This window comes from Candidatus Acidiferrales bacterium, from assembly GCA_035515795.1.
Lineage (GTDB): Bacteria > Bacteroidota > Ignavibacteria > Kryptoniales > JAKASW01 > JAKASW01.
The window spans coordinates 112,034-130,498 of sequence record DATJAY010000020.1 but is presented as its reverse complement, the minus strand read 5'-3'; the positions used below and the strand labels follow the sequence as shown (position 1 = coordinate 130,498).

12 protein-coding genes are annotated in these 18,465 nt (G+C 47.0%); 5 read left to right on the top strand and 7 right to left on the bottom strand.

Annotated elements, in window-relative coordinates; genetic code table 11:
• Positions 1–381: 381 nt before the first annotated feature.
• Both carB (VLX91_09455) and carB (VLX91_09450) read left to right on the top strand, forming a co-directional pair.
• On the top strand, positions 382–1,863 hold the full coding sequence (gene carB, locus VLX91_09455; GenBank protein HUI30430.1) for a carbamoyl-phosphate synthase large subunit: 1,482 nt from the start codon (positions 382–384) through the stop codon (positions 1,861–1,863).
• Between the two features lie 70 nt (positions 1,864–1,933).
• On the top strand, positions 1,934–3,727 hold the full coding sequence (carB, locus tag VLX91_09450; GenBank protein ID HUI30429.1) for a carbamoyl-phosphate synthase large subunit: 1,794 nt from the start codon (positions 1,934–1,936) through the stop codon (positions 3,725–3,727).
• 213 nt (positions 3,728–3,940) lie between these two features.
• Here carB (VLX91_09450) and VLX91_09445 read toward each other — a convergent pair whose 3' ends face one another.
• The 3 genes from VLX91_09445 to VLX91_09435 form a co-directional block, all read right to left on the bottom strand.
• Positions 3,941–5,476, bottom strand: a complete 1,536-nt coding sequence (locus VLX91_09445; protein ID HUI30428.1) for a hypothetical protein — start codon at positions 5,474–5,476, stop codon at positions 3,941–3,943.
• Between the two features lie 23 nt (positions 5,477–5,499).
• Positions 5,500–7,482, bottom strand: a complete 1,983-nt coding sequence (locus VLX91_09440; protein ID HUI30427.1) for a hypothetical protein — start codon at positions 7,480–7,482, stop codon at positions 5,500–5,502.
• A gap of 96 nt (positions 7,483–7,578) precedes the next feature.
• Complete coding sequence (locus VLX91_09435) at positions 7,579–8,028, bottom strand: hypothetical protein (GenBank protein ID HUI30426.1); 450 nt, start codon at positions 8,026–8,028, stop codon at positions 7,579–7,581.
• 366 nt (positions 8,029–8,394) lie between these two features.
• Between VLX91_09435 and VLX91_09430 the strand changes: the two genes are divergently transcribed.
• From VLX91_09430 to VLX91_09420, 3 genes are all read left to right on the top strand, one after another.
• A complete protein-coding gene (locus VLX91_09430) occupies positions 8,395–10,173 on the top strand; it encodes a POTRA domain-containing protein (GenBank protein ID HUI30425.1) in 1,779 nt (592 codons plus the stop codon).
• 94 nt (positions 10,174–10,267) lie between these two features.
• Positions 10,268–11,089, top strand: a complete 822-nt coding sequence (locus VLX91_09425; protein ID HUI30424.1) for a geranylgeranylglycerol-phosphate geranylgeranyltransferase — start codon at positions 10,268–10,270, stop codon at positions 11,087–11,089.
• Positions 11,090–11,234: 145 nt separating this feature from the next.
• The gene (locus tag VLX91_09420; protein HUI30423.1) at positions 11,235–13,493 is read left to right on the top strand and encodes a DUF5916 domain-containing protein; all 2,259 of its coding nucleotides are present in this window, start codon (positions 11,235–11,237) and stop codon (positions 13,491–13,493) included.
• A gap of 80 nt (positions 13,494–13,573) precedes the next feature.
• Here the strand turns inward: VLX91_09420 and VLX91_09415 are convergent, their stop codons facing one another.
• The 4 genes from VLX91_09415 to VLX91_09400 all read right to left on the bottom strand — a co-directional run bounded on the left by VLX91_09415 (position 13,574) and on the right by VLX91_09400 (position 18,413).
• Positions 13,574–15,541 carry a response regulator gene (locus tag VLX91_09415; GenBank protein ID HUI30422.1) on the bottom strand — a complete coding sequence of 656 codons (1,968 nt, stop codon included), beginning with the start codon at positions 15,539–15,541 and terminating at the stop codon, positions 13,574–13,576.
• A 418-nt stretch (positions 15,542–15,959) separates the two neighbouring features.
• Entirely contained in the window at positions 15,960–16,625 is a 666-nt protein-coding gene (gene phoU / locus VLX91_09410; GenBank protein HUI30421.1) for a phosphate signaling complex protein PhoU, read from the bottom strand.
• A 55-nt stretch (positions 16,626–16,680) separates the two neighbouring features.
• On the bottom strand, positions 16,681–17,733 hold the full coding sequence (locus tag VLX91_09405; protein ID HUI30420.1) for an ATP-binding protein: 1,053 nt from the start codon (positions 17,731–17,733) through the stop codon (positions 16,681–16,683).
• Complete coding sequence (locus VLX91_09400; protein ID HUI30419.1) at positions 17,730–18,413, bottom strand: response regulator; 684 nt, start codon at positions 18,411–18,413, stop codon at positions 17,730–17,732. Before VLX91_09400 ends, VLX91_09405 begins: the two co-directional genes overlap by 4 nt.
• Positions 18,414–18,465 lie beyond the last annotated feature (52 nt).

The following is an 18,465-nucleotide window of genomic DNA, read 5'->3' as shown; positions in this document are numbered from 1 at the left end:
CAAACCCAGGCAGCAGTTGATGAGAGCCGCGATAGCAAAAATCTGTGCGGAACAGTACGGGATGTCCTACCGAATTCAAGACATCACCGATTGCGATGGGTGCCGGGCGGGCATCAGGCTTTTTTCTGGCTGCGCAAAATGTGAAATCAGAAAATGTGCAATCGAACATCGGCTCGAGAGCTGTGCCTTCTGTGACGACTATCCCTGCGAGAGACTCTTAAAGCATTTCGAATCAGATCCGGGTGCAAGAGCGCGGCTGGAAGAAATGAGAGGATTACAAAACAGAATCTGATTCTCGGTCCGCAGGTTTTTGTCTGATCACTCTCCTTGATTAAACTTCCTCCTATAATTAAATTTTCAGACGAAAACAAATGAGAAGTATTGCCTAAGCGCGAAGATATAAATTCCATCCTGATAATCGGAAGTGGGCCGATCGTTATCGGCCAGGCTTGCGAGTTCGACTATTCCGGCACACAGGCTTGCAAGGTTCTCCGTAAACTCGGCTACAAGGTCATCCTCGTCAACAGCAACCCCGCAACAATTATGACCGACCCCGAGCTTGCCGACGTGACTTACATCGAGCCTCTCACACCAGAGTTCGTTAGAAAAATCATTGAGATCGAAAAACCGGACGCACTTCTTCCGACGATGGGCGGACAAACAGCGCTGAATATCGCCGTCAATCTTGCCGAGTCGGGCGCGCTCGGGAAGAACGGCGTGGAGATGATCGGGGCAAACCTCAGCGCGATCAACAAAGCGGAAGACAGAGAACTTTTCAAAGATACCGTAACTTCGGCCGGCCTGGAAGTGCCGCGCGGCGGCTTCGTCCGAACTTTGGAACAGGCGATGAATATCGTCGATCATGTGGGCTTCCCTGCGATTATTCGTCCTTCGTTCACGCTTGGCGGAATGGGCGGCGGTGTCGCCTACAACATCGAAGAGTTTAGAGAAATGGCGCGGCATGGACTCTCCGTCAGCCCGATCAGCGAAATACTCGTCGAGGAATCGGTCATCGGCTGGAAAGAATTTGAGCTTGAGGTGATGCGTGACAGGAGAGACAACGTCGTCATCGTCTGCTCGATCGAAAATTTTGATTCTATGGGCGTTCACACCGGTGATTCAATCACGGTGGCGCCGGCTCAGACATTGACCGACCGCGAATACCAGAAAATGCGGGACTGGGCGAAGAAAGTTATTCGCGCCGTCGGAGTCGAGACGGGCGGCTCGAATATCCAATTCGCGATCAATCCCGTCGACGGTCGAATGGTCGTCATCGAAATGAATCCGAGAGTCTCACGTTCCAGCGCGCTTGCGTCGAAAGCCACGGGATTCCCGATTGCGAAGATTGCTGCTATGCTTGCAGCCGGCTACACGCTCGACGAGATTCCGAACGACATTACAAAAAAGACTCCGGCATCCTTTGAGCCTTCGATCGATTATGTCGTCGTAAAAATACCGCGATGGGATTTTGAAAAATTTAAAGGAGCAGATGACACGCTCGGCGTCCAGATGAAATCGGTCGGCGAGGCTATGGCGATCGGAAGTACATTCAAGGAAGCCCTTCAGAAGGCGCTTCGCTCTCTCGAGCAGGGCCGCTTCGGAATCGGCGGTGACGGAAAGGATAAATATGATTTTTCTAAGCTGAAGGACACCATGGTACAGGAAGCAAAAAGGGTCATTGCCAATCAGCTCAAGAGAACTACACCCGATAACATTTTTTATCTAAGGTATGCCCTCCAAGCGGGTCTGTCGGTCGAAGAAATTTTTGAGCTCACCAAGATTGACCCATGGTTCCTGAAAAATGTCAAAGAAATCGTCGATTTCGAAAACAAGTTGAGAGAAAACTTTTATGTCGAGGCGTGAAAATGTCGTTCGTTGTTTTCTCTCCTTATTGCTGCAAATTATTGCACGAGTATCTGCCGATTAAACTGAAATGAAGAAGAAGCCTTTAAATAAAGAAATTCTCCTCAGAGCAAAGCAGCTGGGCTATTCAGACCGACAGCTCGGTGAAATATTCGGAGCATCCGAGAGCAGGATCAGAGACCTGCGAGATGGATTGGGCGTAAGGCCTGTCTTCAAAACGGTCGACACGTGTGCTGCGGAGTTTGAAGCCGAGACACCTTATCATTTCTCCACATACCAGGAAGAAAACGAGGCGGTACGAAGCGGCAGGAAGAAAGTAATAATTCTCGGAAGCGGCCCCAACAGGATCGGGCAGGGGATCGAATTCGATTACTGCTGTGTCCATGGCGTCCTCGCGGCGCGCGAGGAAGGCTACGAGGCAATAATGATCAACTGCAATCCTGAGACGGTTTCGACCGACTATGATACCGCGGACAAACTTTACTTCGAACCACTCACTTTTGAAGACGTGATGAACGTTATCGAGGAAGAAAAACCGGAAGGCGTGATAGTAAGCTTCGGCGGGCAGACTCCGCTCAAACTTGCAAAGCCCCTGGATGAAGCCGGCGTCAAACTCCTCGGCACAAGCTCAGAGGGTATCGACATCGCTGAGGACAGAAAACGATTCGGCGAGCTTCTTAGAAGGCTTAAGATTCCTCATCCTGAATTCGGGACTGCATATTCCGTCGCCGAAGCCGTCGACGTCGCTTCGTATATCAAATATCCAGTGCTCGTGAGACCGTCATACGTTCTCGGCGGGCGCGCGATGGAAATTTGCTACAATGAAGAATCGCTCAGGCATTATATGCAGACCGCCGCAGACGTTTCTCCCGACAAGCCGGTCCTGATCGACAGGTTCCTCGAAGATGCGTTCGAATTCGACGTCGATGCAGTTGCCGATGGAGACGATGTCGTGATCGGGGCCATCATGGAACACATCGAAGAGGCAGGCATTCATTCGGGAGACAGCGCAGCGGTGATACCTCCATATATGATCACCGACAAATGCCTGAAAGAAATTAAAGATTATACCAATATGCTTGCCAAGGGACTGAAGGTCGTAGGATTGATGAATATCCAGTTTGCGATGAAGGACGACATAGTTTACATACTTGAAGTCAATCCGCGCGCGAGCCGCACGGTTCCGTTCGTTAGCAAGAGCATCGGGCTTCCGCTTGCGAAGATCGCGACAAAGATTATGTTCGGGAAAAAGCTGAAGGATATGAACCTCGACGCGACCAACAACCATTTCGATCATATCTCCATCAAGGAAGCAGTATTCCCTTTCAACCGGTTTGCAAGGGTAAAAGTTTTCCTGGGACCGGAGATGCGTTCTACAGGCGAAGTTATGGGAATAGATTCGAATTTCGGAGCGGCTTACGCGAAGTCGCAAGCCGCGGCGGGAAATCCCCTCCCGAAATCAGGCACCGTTTTCTTCAGCGTCAACGACAACGACAAAAACCAAAATACGGCTGCAATTGCCCGCGACTTCGAAAATCTTGGATTCAAGATAATCGCCACCGAGGGAACTTCGAAATTTTTAACTTCCAACAAGATTGAGAACGAAAAGGTCTTCAAGGTCAGCGAAGGTAGACCTAATATTGTCGACCACATAAAGAACGGGAAAATACAATTCATCGTCAATACTCCGCTCGGCGAAGAGGCGCGATTCGACGAATACGCAATCGGCTGGGCGGCAATCGAGCACAAGGTTTCGTTCGCGACCACGCTTTCCGCCGCATCGGCGGCAGTCAAGGCAATTAAATCACTTCAAACCGGCGAACTCAGCGTAAAGGCGATTCAGCGTTTTCACAAATCCAACTAGTTTTAAATCCCCTTTAACATCAACGTCTTTTTTGATTTTACTCTATTTTCGGCGTTTATCCGGCAGAAATAAACTCCAGATGAAGTAAAGACCCTGCTCTTAATTGTGCTACTGGCACCTATCGATGAGGAAATTGCGGGGATCTCCTTTTCAAAAATACTTTCCCTTTTTTCTCTGCCTTTTTGTTTTTGAGCTCTTCTTCCTATTCTGCCCTTAGTTGCACCTCGGCGATTTCTTCGATGCAACCACTTCATTCCCGTTCAGCTTCCACGTCAAGTTCTTGCCGTTGAATGTCACACTGAAGATTTTATCTTTTCTTCCTGGTGCGAAAACAATTGGTTGAGTTCTCTCGTTCGGAGTCGGAGAGAACTCATTTTGCGGACCGACTGGGACAAAGATTGAAGTCGTGTCGTCATTCTCATAGCCGAACCATGCAGTGTATGTAGTATCGTTAATCTGTGTTACACAATCTAAGATCGGTTGCAGCGATTGCTGAGGTACGGAGATAATATTCAAAGCCACCGAATCTGTCGTTGCATGAGACGATGGAGCAATGCTGTCTCTGACGGCAATGTATACCGTCGTCGCAGTATCAACATCACCTGCACGGATTGTGGCTTGCAGAAGAGTATCCGAGACGAAAGTCGTTGCCCGGTTTGTACCATTAAGCCGGACTTTTGAGGTCGTAGTGAAATTTCTTCCTGTTACGGAAAGCGTAAATGCTCCGCTGCCCACGAGAACATTCTGTGTGTTGATTGTTCCGATGGTTGGAAGTTTGGTGAGATCGATGTTGATAGAAGTTTGCTTCTTCTCAAAATAGTAATACACCATATTAGGATAGTTATCGAACAACAATATCTTCCCTTCGGGTGGGAGTTTTAATCGCTGCAATAATGTCCCGGCATGGACATCAAAGACAGAAATATCTCCCGTATGATATTCACCACCTGCTTGACTTCTATCAGAAATCAACTTTGCCAAGACAATACAATTCTCCGCTGGGACTAAATACCCATTAGAATTCCATGGGAATTTTATCGAAGCTATTATCTCTCTCGTATTTACATTACAAATTGTATATTCCAAACTCGTCAAATTAGTATCCAGGTTGTAGACATAGCTTACGAGGGCATACCCAGATCTGGAATCACTTAATACGGCCGCTACAAAAGGCCCGATATTACCCACCCTCTGAGGTTTCATTTGTTGTTTGCTGTCAATGATATATTCCGAGAAAAATATTCCGGTGGAATCATCCTGAAGTCTGTAAAGGCTTTTTCCGTCTTGAGACAGAAAAGAATTGTACGATGTGTAATCTTCATAAATTGTATCGATAGGCTCTACCATCTGCCGATCTACCACAATAGTTCTTGTACTATCTTGCATATCATCAATAGTGATGTAGTATCGATTCGTCTTTGGAGAGTCCTTTATTTCATTGACTTCATTTATACCATTAAGAGCATATTTGATTTGAAGGGATGGATCACTTACATCTACCGTTGCAAGCGAAAATCTCACTTGAAAGAATATTCTAGATTGGTCAGAATTATGAAAAATCGGACCGTTAACACGTCCTGCATCCTTGACGAAAAGTTCGCTGCTGTTTGTCATTAAATCTAGTCTGTAAATGTCTCCACTATACCCTGGCACATCGTAAGCTGAATTATGCTTAAAATAATAGTAGTACGGTTGTGCGTAAACCGCCGAACTTGCCAGCACCGTCAGAAACAATATTCTTTTTAGCATGACTAACTCCTCATAAATTTAAATTACCAACCGCTTGGCGGATTGCCGTTTACTACATCATTATATATTTCTATCGCAGGTCCGCCATAATCTCTTCCATATCTTACTCCTAAATTTGGATCCTTTTCCCAATAACCACCTAACATAGGAGCCCAGGCAAATCGGGGATGCCAAATCCAGTAATAATATCCATTGTATAATTGAAAGGCTTCCGTTAAATACTCTTGCTGTGTAAAGTCTGTCGCATAACGACACGCGCCACTCCTCCTTCTTACCTTTGATGGATGCGCTGCTGCCAATCCTTTTTTCTCAGCAAAACGTCTCTGCCCTTCTGCTCTATTTTCCTTCCAGTTCCAAACTTGTTCATCAGTGGCAGGCGGTGTGTCAAGTTGCATCAGTCCGTACCCGTGAGGCCTTCCGAAGATCGGAAAATCATGGTCTTTTATAAAATGATGCCACTTCGGCCTGCTTTCCATATACACTATCACTTGTTCTTCAGTGCTTAATCCATTCTTTACTTGTTCTTTTGTCGGATTCAGACCCGTAATTATAAAAGGATGATTTATTGTTTTATCATAAACCTTTCCGCTAGCCGTCGCCGTTACATCGAGTGTCAGTTCATCACCACCTCGTATCTTGTCCCAGTTTATGTTCCATGAACTACCATTCGAGTCTGCTGCAGTTGTATTTCCTTTGAAAGAATCGTCAAACTGTCTGCCATCATCACCTTCCCACTGCACCCGAAGGTTCCATTGGAAATGTACAGAGTCGCCTTTGAAATTTGCAAGTTTGGCTTCTGTCGTGATGTCAGGCATCTTTGGATCTTTAGTTATGTCTTTCTCGTCTTTGAGTTCGTCGGTAGGATATATAACCACTAATTCTGGTCCGCCTTCCTTTATAGTCACATATCCAATTCCATAATCGGGCATAGTAAAACTACTCTCATCAGAAATAATCTTGTGACTTTTTGTAACAGAATTCACTCTGCTTGCAGGGATCTTAGGACTTGCGACATTTATGCTAATTGTCGGGTGCTTCGCTTTCATGTTCTGATCTGAATTTCCTTTTCGACCAGGCAGTATAGAAGTCGCTATCTCATTCGGTATACCTACCCTTATTTCTGCCTTTACCGAGTCTGCACCTATGCTGTCTGCCGCTATGAATTGAAACGGTTGAGACACGGATGCGAAATATCCACCTGCGCCGCCCGATGACAGAATCGTTCCATAAGCGTTTCCGCTGTCTATCCCGACTTCGAATGATTGATTCGGTGAAAAGTCGGTCAGGCTTCCATCCGGATTTCTCTGCTTGACAGTAATTGCCGCTGTGTCGCCGGGCGATATCTCCGAAGGAACAACCTGTACAACAATGTCTCCTTCGATAAATAAGCTCCCAGTGCCGCTCTTCGTCGGATCATTAGCATCTAAAACAGATATCGTAATCTTCTGCACGCCATTCGGTTCCACACCATCGGCGTTGTACAGCATCTCTCCGGAAGCATCGCCGTATGGATAGGGTGAGCTATTATTATTCCAATCATAGGCTTCGCCGTACTTTCCACTATCATCTGCAGTGATGTAAAGAGGGGTACTCCAGGGAATCACAATATCATTACCTGCGCTGTTTTCTGCTTGAACATATATGTATGCCCTTCCTGAATGTGCGACTGTATCCGGGTCAGTATAAACGGAGAAGTGATCCGGCAGCTGGCAAACTTGCACTGAATCTGTTCCGGTTATTCCATCACTAACCGCCTGTACCGTTGCCCAATCACCACTTGAATCAGGAGTGATTCCGTCCGCAACAAGAGAATAATGACCAATATCGTTCCCCGTTGTCGTAACGACCGAACCAATCTTTGCATCTACCCCCGTCGGTGAATCTCTTTGATGAAACGATACGTATTGACTCCCTGAAACGATGGTCAATGTAAGCGGGTCTGTCGGCGACCATGTCGTGGTGCAATCGCTGTTGTAGTCCTCGTTATACATTCCCGCCAGGTTCATTCCCGTCGAATCTCCGGAATGGAATGCGTGCGTACCTAAAGCAAACGAAAAGTTCGCGTAAAAGGGAGGCAAAAATGAGTATGAGCCGCAATCTGTTCAATCCAAGCCGCCATAATACCAAGAATCGAACAGACGAACGATACCGGAATCACTGCCGGCAAATACACCGTCACAATAGACCTGACATGAGAACCGGCCTAATGCGTTCTCACTGCAATCCCGATCCCACAGGTACATCGTGAATGTGTAAGCTTGAGCCGATGGCGAAGGGAAGTTTAAAATAAAGAAGTTGCCGGATTCCTCCGTCGTATATTCGACCGGGCATTGACCAATGCTGTGCGGCCATTGTGCCGTGCACTCAACCCTTCCTTTCGGGGCTCCGTCCCAGTGAAACTCGAAGCGCATAGTATGATTCTTAGTCGCGCCATCCTGCACTTTCTTCACCTGCTCCGGTGTGATCACCGCGCTCTCCCTTATATGCACCTGCGCGAGAAGTGATCCTACTGTTAGAAATGTCATTGCAATAACCGCTGCAGCACTTTTCATCTCAGAGACTCCTTTGATGCCAAGTAATTCCTCGATACCGCCTTGCAGCATGAAACCATTCGGGGACAGATTTTTTAAATTACTTTAACAATAAGGTGGATCTTCGTGCTTTGGGCGCCCTGCTTTTTTCTGCCCTCTGGCAATATCTGCGACTAAATTGTAATACACCATGAAGTGAATGTCAAGTGGAAAAGGGGAAAAAAGGAGGAATCCTTTGCCACAAAAGACGGAACTCGATTCATCAACTCTAGCCCCAAGATGCCGTGTGTTTTTAGCATTCATCTTGGCTTCTAATATCTTGATGCTTACTTTTAAGTTTTTAATCCCTGTTTCTTCTCGCCGTCTCTTCTTATTTTTTAAACCGGAATGAAATTCTTTATAGCAGCCGCCGCAATTCTCCATAGTCTCCTTTTTCTTGTCATCAATGCAAACGCCCAACCGAAGATCGCGACTGCGGGATGGAAGATAGCACACGTAAAATTCGTAGGCTCAGATGCAATTTCAAACATCGATCTCCTCGAATATTTCAAACCTCTGAATTTCTCTTCCAAAGATACCGCCCGGATCAAAGCCGGCATCTCGTCGATTCAGGAAAAATATTTTTCCGAAGGCTACCTCCTTTTTAAAGTTGACTCATCCTCGCTCTCTGCAGACACCGCTTCACCGACGCTCACGATCTATCTGAGTGAAGGTCCGCGCCTTACCATCGGGAAATTACTGATAACAGGGAATAAATTTTTCACCTTCGCAGATCTAACAACGGAATTCGCCACCCGCGTCGGAAGCCCGCTGAATCAAGACGATTTGGAAAAAGATATAGATTATATAATCGGCAAGTACAACAACAGCGGCTTCCCGCTCACCAAGGTTCATATCGACAGCATCTTTGTCTATGGCGGTGACGGGACAGATTCACTCGGCGTCGCTTTGAGCGTCAACGAAGGGGAAAGGTTCCGCATAAACGCGGTACGGGTCGAAGGAAACACCGAGACCAAAGATTATGTGGTATTGCGGGCCATGAGAATCCTACCGGGAGCTTATTACGACCAGTCGGAAATGGCAAATGCAAAGCAGCGGCTTCAGAAATTGGGCTTTTTCCAGAGCGTTAGTGATCCTGAACTTTTCGAAGCCGGCGACACGACGGGAGTGCTCGTCAAAGTAGTCGAAGGTAACACAAACACGTTCGATGGAGTGATCGGCTACATGCCGGCACAGCTTGGCCAATCGGGTTATTTCACGGGCATGATCGACATTTCGATGCTGAATCTTTTTGGAAGCGGTCGAAAGTTCCGCGCGATGTGGCACCAGGAAACGAAACTCACACAGGAACTAGAGATAGGCTACGCCGAGCCGTACATTTTTGGATATCCGATAAATGCCGAATTCGACTTCGCGCAGCGCCAGCAAGACACAACTTCAGTAACAAGAAATTTCGGAGTGAGCGGCACATTCCTATTCAACGATAATTTCAACGGCAGTACTTCGATCAGCACACTTTCCACGACGCCGCTTCAAAATTCAAACAACAATTATTTCGTCTATGAAAGCAGCGTCCTCAACCTTGGCGTCGGGATCACCTTCGATACCCGCGACGATATCTACAGCCCGCGCCAAGGAGTTCTCTATCTAACTCAAATACAATTCGGCGAAAAAAAGATCTACGGGCCTCAACAGCTGATTACTCCGACCACCAAGCTCATCAACTACACGGAGCATCTCGGCATCGACCTTTCATTGTACCACGAATTTATAGCAAGACAAATATTCGCGATCGGAATTCATGGAGAACAGGTGACAGGCACTGAGCTCGACCAGAGTGATATGTACAGACTTGGCGGGACAAACACAATCAGGGGATACATTGAAAACCAGTTCATCGCAACAAAGGCGGCATGGACAAATATCGAATACAGGTTTGCGACCGGGAGAGAATCATTTTTCTTCGGCTTCCTTGATGCCGGATACATTTACCGGCAAAGCGATCCGATCGCAAACGTTCCAGCCAACTCGCTTTCGGCTTACGGCTACGGTGCGGGAGCACAGGTGGAAACCGGGATCGGCATACTTAAAGCAAGCTATGCGCTGGGTAAAGGCGATTCGTTCGTCGAAGGCAAGATACATTTCGGAATCGTGAATCGGTTTTAGATGGTCAAAAGGAAATAAAAGCAACAGGGGAAAATGACTGAACATGCGCTTGTCAAAAAACTGACAGCTAAATGCTGAGTTCCGAGAGATGAAAATGAAATACTATTTAAAGTTAGCACGCATCGGAAACGTTATCATAACCTTCCTGAGCGTTGAATGTGCAGGCATACTCTGCGGAGTAGACATCGCAAAGAGCTGGGAAATCTTCGTGGCCGCAATAGCTGCATCTCTCATTACGGCCGGGGGAAACGCGGTGAACGACCTGTTCGACATGGACATCGACAAAATAAACCGTCCGTACCGACCGCTTGTATCCGGAAAACTTTCAACACGCCAAGCGAAAATATTTTACTTTGTTGTCACAACCGCCGGCTTGATCGCGAGCGCCGGGTTAAGTTTCCATTCGTTTATTATCGCCATCGTCGCTGCCGTCTTCATATTCATGTACAGCTTTAAATTGAAACGGTCCGTCTTTTTCGGAAACTTCACCGTCGCACTGGTCACCGGGCTCACATTCATATATGCCGGTGCAGCGGTGAAAGATTTCGTGGATGTATATCCGGCGGCAGTGTTCGCGTTCCTGACAAACTTAATTCGGGAAATAATAAAAGATGCCGAGGATGTCAAAGGCGACGGTGAGATTGGGGTAAAAACAATCGCTACGAAATTTGGGACTGCAGCATCCGCCTACATTTCTATCGCGTTAACTGCAATACTACTATTCATGGTTTGGGGCGCCTTTGACTTGCGAATTCTTCCCATACAGTTCCTCACGGTCTGCGGTTTGACAATCCTTCCGATCGGGGCATATATATCGTACCTGCTCATTTCCAGACGGGGATTTTCTGAGGCAAGTTTCGGTTATAAACTGATGATGGTCTTCGGCTTAATTGCATTGATCGTCGGAAAAGTGTAATCGGTGATGTTTCCTGCCCCGCGAGGTCAGATGGAGAACCGATAAGAATCCTCACATCCCGAAATCATCACAAAGTCAGATCTAACAAGAATTTTTCTGTAACGATTTTCTGAGACATCCGTATCTTCGTCAAAAGGAGGAGAACTTGAGGAGTACGATTCTGTTGGGTGCAATCATGTCTATTTGCTTACCCATATCCGCCAAGGCAGACCTGGATTCAACGAATCAATCAAAATACGTCAGGGCGGTCAAGATAGACGGGGATATCGCCCTTACCGGCAAACTCACAGATCCTCATTGGCAGCTGGCACCTCGAATCGAAATAAATTACGAAATACAACCCGGCTACAATTTGCCCGCGAAACAAAAAACGACCGTTATGATTTTATACAACTCCAGCTATTTGTACGTTGGATTTATTTGCCACGATACGCATCCATCTCAAATAAGGGCTCATGTCACAGACCGGGACAATATTTTTGACGATGATTTTGTGATGGTGTTCCTCGATACATACCTGAGCCACCAAAAGGCATACGAGTTCGTCGTTAATCCTCTCGGTATCCAGGGTGATCTTATGAGAACCGGGAACAACGAAGACGCGAACTTCGACGCGGTCTGGGATTCGAAGGGAGCGCTGAACGACAGCGGGTATACAGTAGAAATCGCATTGCCGTTCAAAAGTCTTCGCTTCCCAGCGTCGGGCGTGCAGGACTGGGGAATAGAGTTTCTGAGAAATCTGCCGCGCGAAAGCCGTTACCAATATTCGTGGCTGCGACTGGATCTGAACGACCCATGTCCTTTATGCCAGGAGGGCACCCTGGACGGTCTCGAAGGACTTCAGTCAATCGGTGGTCTGGAACTGTTGCCCTATGCGATGGGATTGGAAAGCGGGTCGACTAACGACAATAGCGATCCGAATTCCGGATTCTCCGATGGGCCGGTTATAGGAAGATTCGGTATCGGCGGCAAATATTCCCCAAACCCAAGTTTCTCAATAGAAGGCGTCGCCAATCCCGATTTCAGTCAGGTTGAATCTGACGCTACTCAGATAAGTGTTAATTCGACATTCGCTCTTTTCTATCCCGAAAAGCGGCCATTCTTCATCGAAGGGAACGATCTCTTCAACACGACGATCCAGGCGTATTACTCTCGCATGATCAACAACCCTCTAGGAGCAACGAAGGTCATGGAAAAAACAGGACCGCTGACCCTGGCTTACCTCGGGGCGGAAGACAGGAATTCAGCCTTTATCATTGCAGGTGAGGAAGGAAGCGTACTCGACAACGCGGGTGATAATTCATTTTCGACTTCACATCAATCCATCTCTAATGTCCTCAGAGCCAAGTACGACTTCGGAGCACAATCTTTTGTCGGCGCACTTGGAACCGGCAGAAATTTCGAGAACTCGCACAATTACGTCGGAGGATTCGATTGGGATTTGTTCTTCGGTGACAACTACACTTTCGACGGACAATTCCTCTATTCGAACACCAGAGAACTGAACGATACAAGCATAGTCTCGGACACATCTCATTTTGGAGACACAAAATTCACGAAGGCTTTCGATGGACAGGAGTATGATGGAACAGCATTTCAGGCGGACTTTAGAAGAGATGCGAGAATTTATAGTTTCAGATTCACGTACAGAGATCTCTCCCCGACTTTCCAAGCGGAAGACGGATACATATTCGCAAACGATTTGAGAACGCTCGAGATGGATCATACTCTGCAGTTTTATCCTAATACATCTCTGATAGACTGGTGGGGGATCGATCTGGATTCGTTCCTGCATTTTGATTATGAGAACGCAAGGAAGGAAAGATGGATAGTCTTGACACCGTTCACACAACTGAAGAGTCAAACCCAGTTATCCGTTAATTACTTACTCGTCAACGATGAGCTATATCATTCGGTAAATTTTTTTGGCGTGCACAGATGGATCTTCAATCTATATACCAGACCCTCGAGCGCGGTGAACTTGAATGTTTCCGCTGCTGTCGGAAAGTTCATATACCGCGCGGACAATACCACACTTGGCAACGGCCACAATATCACCGCAGAACTAATCTTAAAGCCGACGTCAAAACTTTCTTTAACGCTGGATTATTCGCGGTCGCGACTTGTCGATACCGTCGGAAGCAATCTTCTTTTCGACGGATACATCTCCAGGATATCCGCGATATATCAGTTCAGCGATCGGATTTTCGTGAGGCTGATCGGCCAGTACGATCAGTTCAATAAAGCCCTCGAAATCGATCCGCTCTTCAGCTACAAGCTTAACCCCTTTACAATATTCTATGCCGGATCAACCGACAATCTCACAAACTACGGCGACGAATTCGGGATAAGGCAAACAGGCCGTCAATTCTTTGTGAAGCTGCAATATCTTTGGAGAGGCTGAGCCCAAAATTTCGGCGGAAGTCATCAAAGGAAGGAAGACAGGTTTGGGTTCGATGTGCCGTGACTGAAAAGGAGGGAAAACTAGTCCGCTTCGCGCAGAGATTTGTATTTCTTAAGTTTGCCTTCTACAACCGCAGCAAGCATATCGGGATCGACCGGTTTCGTCAAATAATCATCGACGCCGAGTTGAATTCCCGTGCGTACGAAAAAGCTCTCATGCAGCCCGCTCATAAGGACGAAAGGAACCTTCTTCAGGTGAGGAATTTTCTGAACGCGCTCGTAAAAAGAGAACCCATCGCCTTCCGTACCCGAGAACATGACATCGGCAATGATCATGTCGACATTCGTTGTCTCTAGAAGTTTCAGCGCGTCCGTGGGGCTTTGTTTAGTCAAGACGCTGTATCCGTATCCTTCAAGGACGGCTCTCACTGTTTCAAGAAATCCAGCCTCATCATCGACGACAAGAATAACCGCTTTCATTATGGCACGCTGGAACGCTGAAAGGATGTGGGGCTCAAGCTTCTTTTGCTCTTCAGGGGTAATCTGGTAACGGCGTTTCAATTCCTCGAGCGAATTGTCATCATTCGGTCTTATATGACCTCTCTTTATTTCCTTCTCCACTTCGGTCACGTAAACCTGGAGACGCACCTCTCCTTCCATTTCGATATGGTCTTCAAACGACAAATTGAAAATATCGCGAAGCTGCATAAGCTCGCGGGCTGCTTCTGGAGTGACCGGAGGAGCCTCCCAGGCTTCCCTCAAACGAGTAACGTATATCCTCAGCTTTTCTTCGCGCGTATCGGGCAGCTTAACGCCAAGGAGCTTTAGTTTTTCCTTGTAAATCGTCTCCACCGAATTCTTTGCGTCTGCAACTCTTCGCTCGATTTCCTTTTCCATCTCCATCTTCATGATGGTGCGTGCCTCGTCGAGCTTGGACTGCTCTTCGCCCACAACCTTCTTTCTATCCGATTCGAGCTTGGACTGCCGACCTTTTAATTCTACCTCAACCTGCTTCTCTATTCGCTCGCGCTCTTTTGCCAGCTCGGCAGCGAGCTTTACGGTGTATTCGCTCTCAAGCTGGGTTCGCAGTTCGCTATGCTTCCGCTCAAATTCCCTCTGCTCGTTCAGCTTAATCTCTTCGAGACGCCGATTGAGCTCAATTTGTGTTTCACGTTCTAGTTTACCGTGGCGATTTTCGTAGGACCTCTCGAGATCCATATGCTGTAACCTGATCTGTTCCTCGATCCGCCTTCTATCTGCGTCAAGCTTGTCGTCAAACTCTCGTTGAAGCTTGGCTCTCGTTTCCGATTCAAATCTTTCCCGTTCCTTTTCGTGATCTATTAAGGATGTACTTCTCCCTTTTGCGAGCTCTCCAGAAAGTCGTTTCTGGAACTCGTCCTCCATTTGTTTCTTACTTTCCTCAAGTGCTTTGCGCTCTTTTTCCAGCAGTTGACGCTTTTCTTTGACCGCCGATTCCTTTAATTCATTCATCGACTTTTCATACAGCGCGCTCATCTCTGCACGAGTTTCTTCCTCAGCCTTCTTGCGCTCGGCAGATAATTGCTGCCGGTAAGTCGCTTCCATCTTTCCCACTTCAATTTCAAAGGCATCTTTCGATTGCTTCTCTAATTCCCTTCTAAATTTGTCTTTCTCCTTTTCGAGATTTGCAATCAAAGATGCACGTTCCGCTTCCTGCCATTCACGTTCCTTCTTGAGAGCTTCCGCTATGCGCTGTTCAGCCTTGCGAATTTCTTCGGTGAATTTCTTGTTGTACTCGATCTCGAGACGCTGCTCGATCTCGGCTCTTATTGTTTCTTCGTCGACTGCAACAGGCGGTTTCTCAGATGGTTTTTCTTCTACCGCCGCCGCCGCTTCAGGCTTAGCGGCTTCTTCGGCAGGAACTTCCCCTTCCTTCGTGGCTTTCTCGAGTGCCTGTCTTCTCTCCTCAAGAGCCAAAGCATAGACATTATTCGGCTCGATTGCCCTCACGGCATCCAGTTCCACTTTGGCTTCTGCAAGATTGCCTTCTCTGATGTGCTTATCTGCCATTCTAAGGTGAGCGGCAATCTCCTGTCGTGTACTGGCAGGTTGTTGTGGTTGTTGGGTAGCCGGCCTGATATTTTGGGTTTTCTTAAAAAGCATGTAATTGCGCAAAAATCCTTTTGTAAGTTATTAAACCCGGCGTTGAATATCAATAAGCCAAGGCATCTGGCAAAAAATAATTATTCCCGCATGTTCATGGAAATTCGTACGTTTAGACTACCTCTAAGGCTTATTTCAAGAGCGTAGCGATAAACTTGTTCCGCCCCCGCGAGATAACCCCAGATTAAGATGGTCTGACGACTGTGCAGGAATTTCAACATCCAAAAACATGGAGCGGTGAGACTCCGAAATCCTGCAAATGGAATCCGACGACCGTTCAGGATTTAGTATGACAAAATGTCAGCCCGGCAAAGTTTCCGTTTTTTCAAGCTTTCTCTGCCGCGTGGTGCTTAATTATCTTCGCATCGACTAGAAACACCACGTCTTCGGCGATGTTCGTTGCGTGATCGGCTACCCTTTCAATGTGTTTCAGCGCCACAATCAAGTGTGCGCCGGGCTCGATCAAATTCGGATTTTTCTCCATCTCTTCAATTACAAACTTGAATTTATTACGATTCATCTCGTCGACCACATCATCTTTTTTGCAGATTTGCTGTGCCAATTCAGGATCGCCATGAATGAAAGAATCGATGGCATCATGTACCATTTTCCTCGCCACATCACCCATATCGAGAATTGCGGTTCTGCGGACAAGATCCGCGTAATTTAGGAGCGGCTTGACACGCTGGGCGATGTTTACAGCCACATCTCCTATCCTTTCGAGTTCATGATTCATCTTTATTGCAGAAACCACGAGACGCAGATCTGCGGCGACCGGCTGCTCAAGTGCCATAATCTCGTCGACCTGCTTATCCAAAAGATTGTCGAATTCATTTACCTTCTTTTCGTTCTCGTACACTTTTTCAGTGGTCTTCAAGTCGCCATCGTGCAGCGCACGCAAGGCCAACTCAAGCTGCTCATCAACAAGGCTTCCCATTTTAATCAGATTTGATCTCAGGTTTTCGAGTAAATCTTCAAAATGTCTATGCATATTTCTTCTCCTTCATTCTCAATACAGACTGTTAAGTAGTCGCGCGCAATCGCCGCTACTTTTTCAAAACGAAACTGAACTCCGATCCCTTTCCCAATTCGCTTTTCACCTCAACCTTACTATTATGCGCCTCAATTATATGTTTTACGATCGCGAGGCCAAGCCCCGTTCCACCGACGCTCCGGCTTCTATCTTTGTCGACCCGGTAAAATCTCTCGAAGATTCTGGATAGATGCTCCTCACCTATCCCGGCACCGTTGTCTCTCACAAATACTCTGACCGAATTAGGAAACTCCTCGAATCCGACCTCTACCGTCCCGCCGCGGTCGGTGTATTTAATTGAATTGTCTATCAAATTATCTAAAACCTGCCTGAGTCTATCCTTATCACCGAGGACAAGAACCTCACTCGAATCGAAGCACTGAACAATCTTCAAAGACTTCTTTTCCGCCTTCGGCAAAATCTCTTGAACGACATTTCTCAGGAAATTGGTTATGTCGAAGTACCGAAAGCTCATTCTCATCTCGCCGCTTTCGATCCGGGAAATTTCTATGAGGTCGTTCAACAGAACGTTCAAGCGTTCGGAGTGTTCGAGTGCCTTCTGAAGAAATTCCCTGTTGACCTTCGGATCACTTATCGCTCCGTCAATCAGGGTTTCTATGAAACCCTGTATGCTGAATATCGGCGTACGCAACTCATGAGAAACATTGGCAAGGAATTCACTCCTGACTCTCTCCAATTTTTCAAACTTTGCTATGTCTCTCTTCAGGTTCCCGACGATCTGATTTGTCAATTCGCTGATTTGTTTTAATTCCACGGAGCCGGTTCTGGGCAGCTGCACGGACAAGTCGCCGGCACTGATTCTCTGAAGAGCATCCACGATCGTGCTCAATATCTTTGACTGCCGGGCGCTGTAAGAGTAAAAGACTTCTTCGAACAGATAAAGCAAGACGGTGCTGAGAATTCCGGCGAGCACGAGATGGTTCTCGCCGAAGGAAATCCCGGATGAAAAAATATTTTCCACCAGCATCGTGAGAAAATACACGGCAATTCCAAAAATCACCGCGAAGGCTAATTTTATTTTACGTGAATGAAGAAGTCTATTCATTCGGCTTTGAATTTGTAACCGACGCCTTTGATCGTCTCGATCATGTTCGCATGATCCCCTAACTTCTCCCGAATCTTGCGGATATGGACATCGACCGTCCTGTCTCCGACATAGACCTCTGCACCCCAAATCCTGCTTAGAAGAGTCTCACGAGAGATGACTTTTCCTTCGTGAGATGCAAGGTAATATAATATTTCAAATTCTTTCCTCGGGAAAAATACATGCTCTCCTTCTATCTTCACCATGTAACTTTCCCTATCGATCAGGATTCTGCCGTAGTCGATATTCTTGCCGTCTTCGGTTTTTACTCCTTCCGCTCTCCGCAACACTGCGCGAATACGCGAGACAAGTTTGCGGGGACTAATAGGTTTGACTATATAATCATCCGCGCCCAACTCCAATCCCAGTACTTCGTCGAACTCGGCGCTCTTGGCAGTCAGGAAAATCACCGGTACGTTCGACGTCTTTTCATTCTGGTTCAAAGATTTCATGACTTCGTAGCCGTCTTTCCCCGGAAGCATTATGTCGAGCAATATAAGATCCGGTCTTACTTCGTTCGCCTTTTTCAAAGCTTCATTTCCGTCTGACGCTGCTTCAACTCTGAAACCTTCGCGCTCGAGATTATACCTGATGAGTTGAACGATGTCCTTTTCGTCGTCAACGACCAAAATAGTTTTCATAAAAACTCCGAGATAAGTTTGGGAGTACACTTCTCACGTCGCGTGAGAATGA

Bases quoted from the DNA above. Each gene is read 5' to 3' on its own strand.
- VLX91_09440 (HUI30427.1), bottom strand. From the start codon at position 7,482: ATGAACCTGGCGGGAATGTATAACGAGGACTACAACAGCGATTGCACC.
- carB (HUI30429.1), top strand. From the start codon at position 1,934: ATGAAGAAGAAGCCTTTAAATAAAGAAATTCTCCTCAGAGCAAAGCAG.
- VLX91_09435 (HUI30426.1), bottom strand. From the start codon at position 8,028: ATGAAAAGTGCTGCAGCGGTTATTGCAATGACATTTCTAACAGTAGGA.
- VLX91_09425 (HUI30424.1), top strand. From the start codon at position 10,268: ATGAAATACTATTTAAAGTTAGCACGCATCGGAAACGTTATCATAACC.
- VLX91_09405 (HUI30420.1), bottom strand. From the start codon at position 17,733: ATGAATAGACTTCTTCATTCACGTAAAATAAAATTAGCCTTCGCGGTG.
- VLX91_09430 (HUI30425.1), top strand. From the start codon at position 8,395: ATGAAATTCTTTATAGCAGCCGCCGCAATTCTCCATAGTCTCCTTTTT.
- VLX91_09400 (HUI30419.1), bottom strand. From the start codon at position 18,413: ATGAAAACTATTTTGGTCGTTGACGACGAAAAGGACATCGTTCAACTC.
- VLX91_09445 (HUI30428.1), bottom strand. From the start codon at position 5,476: ATGCTAAAAAGAATATTGTTTCTGACGGTGCTGGCAAGTTCGGCGGTT.
- phoU (HUI30421.1), bottom strand. From the start codon at position 16,625: ATGCATAGACATTTTGAAGATTTACTCGAAAACCTGAGATCAAATCTG.
- VLX91_09415 (HUI30422.1), bottom strand. From the start codon at position 15,541: ATGGCAGATAAGCACATCAGAGAAGGCAATCTTGCAGAAGCCAAAGTG.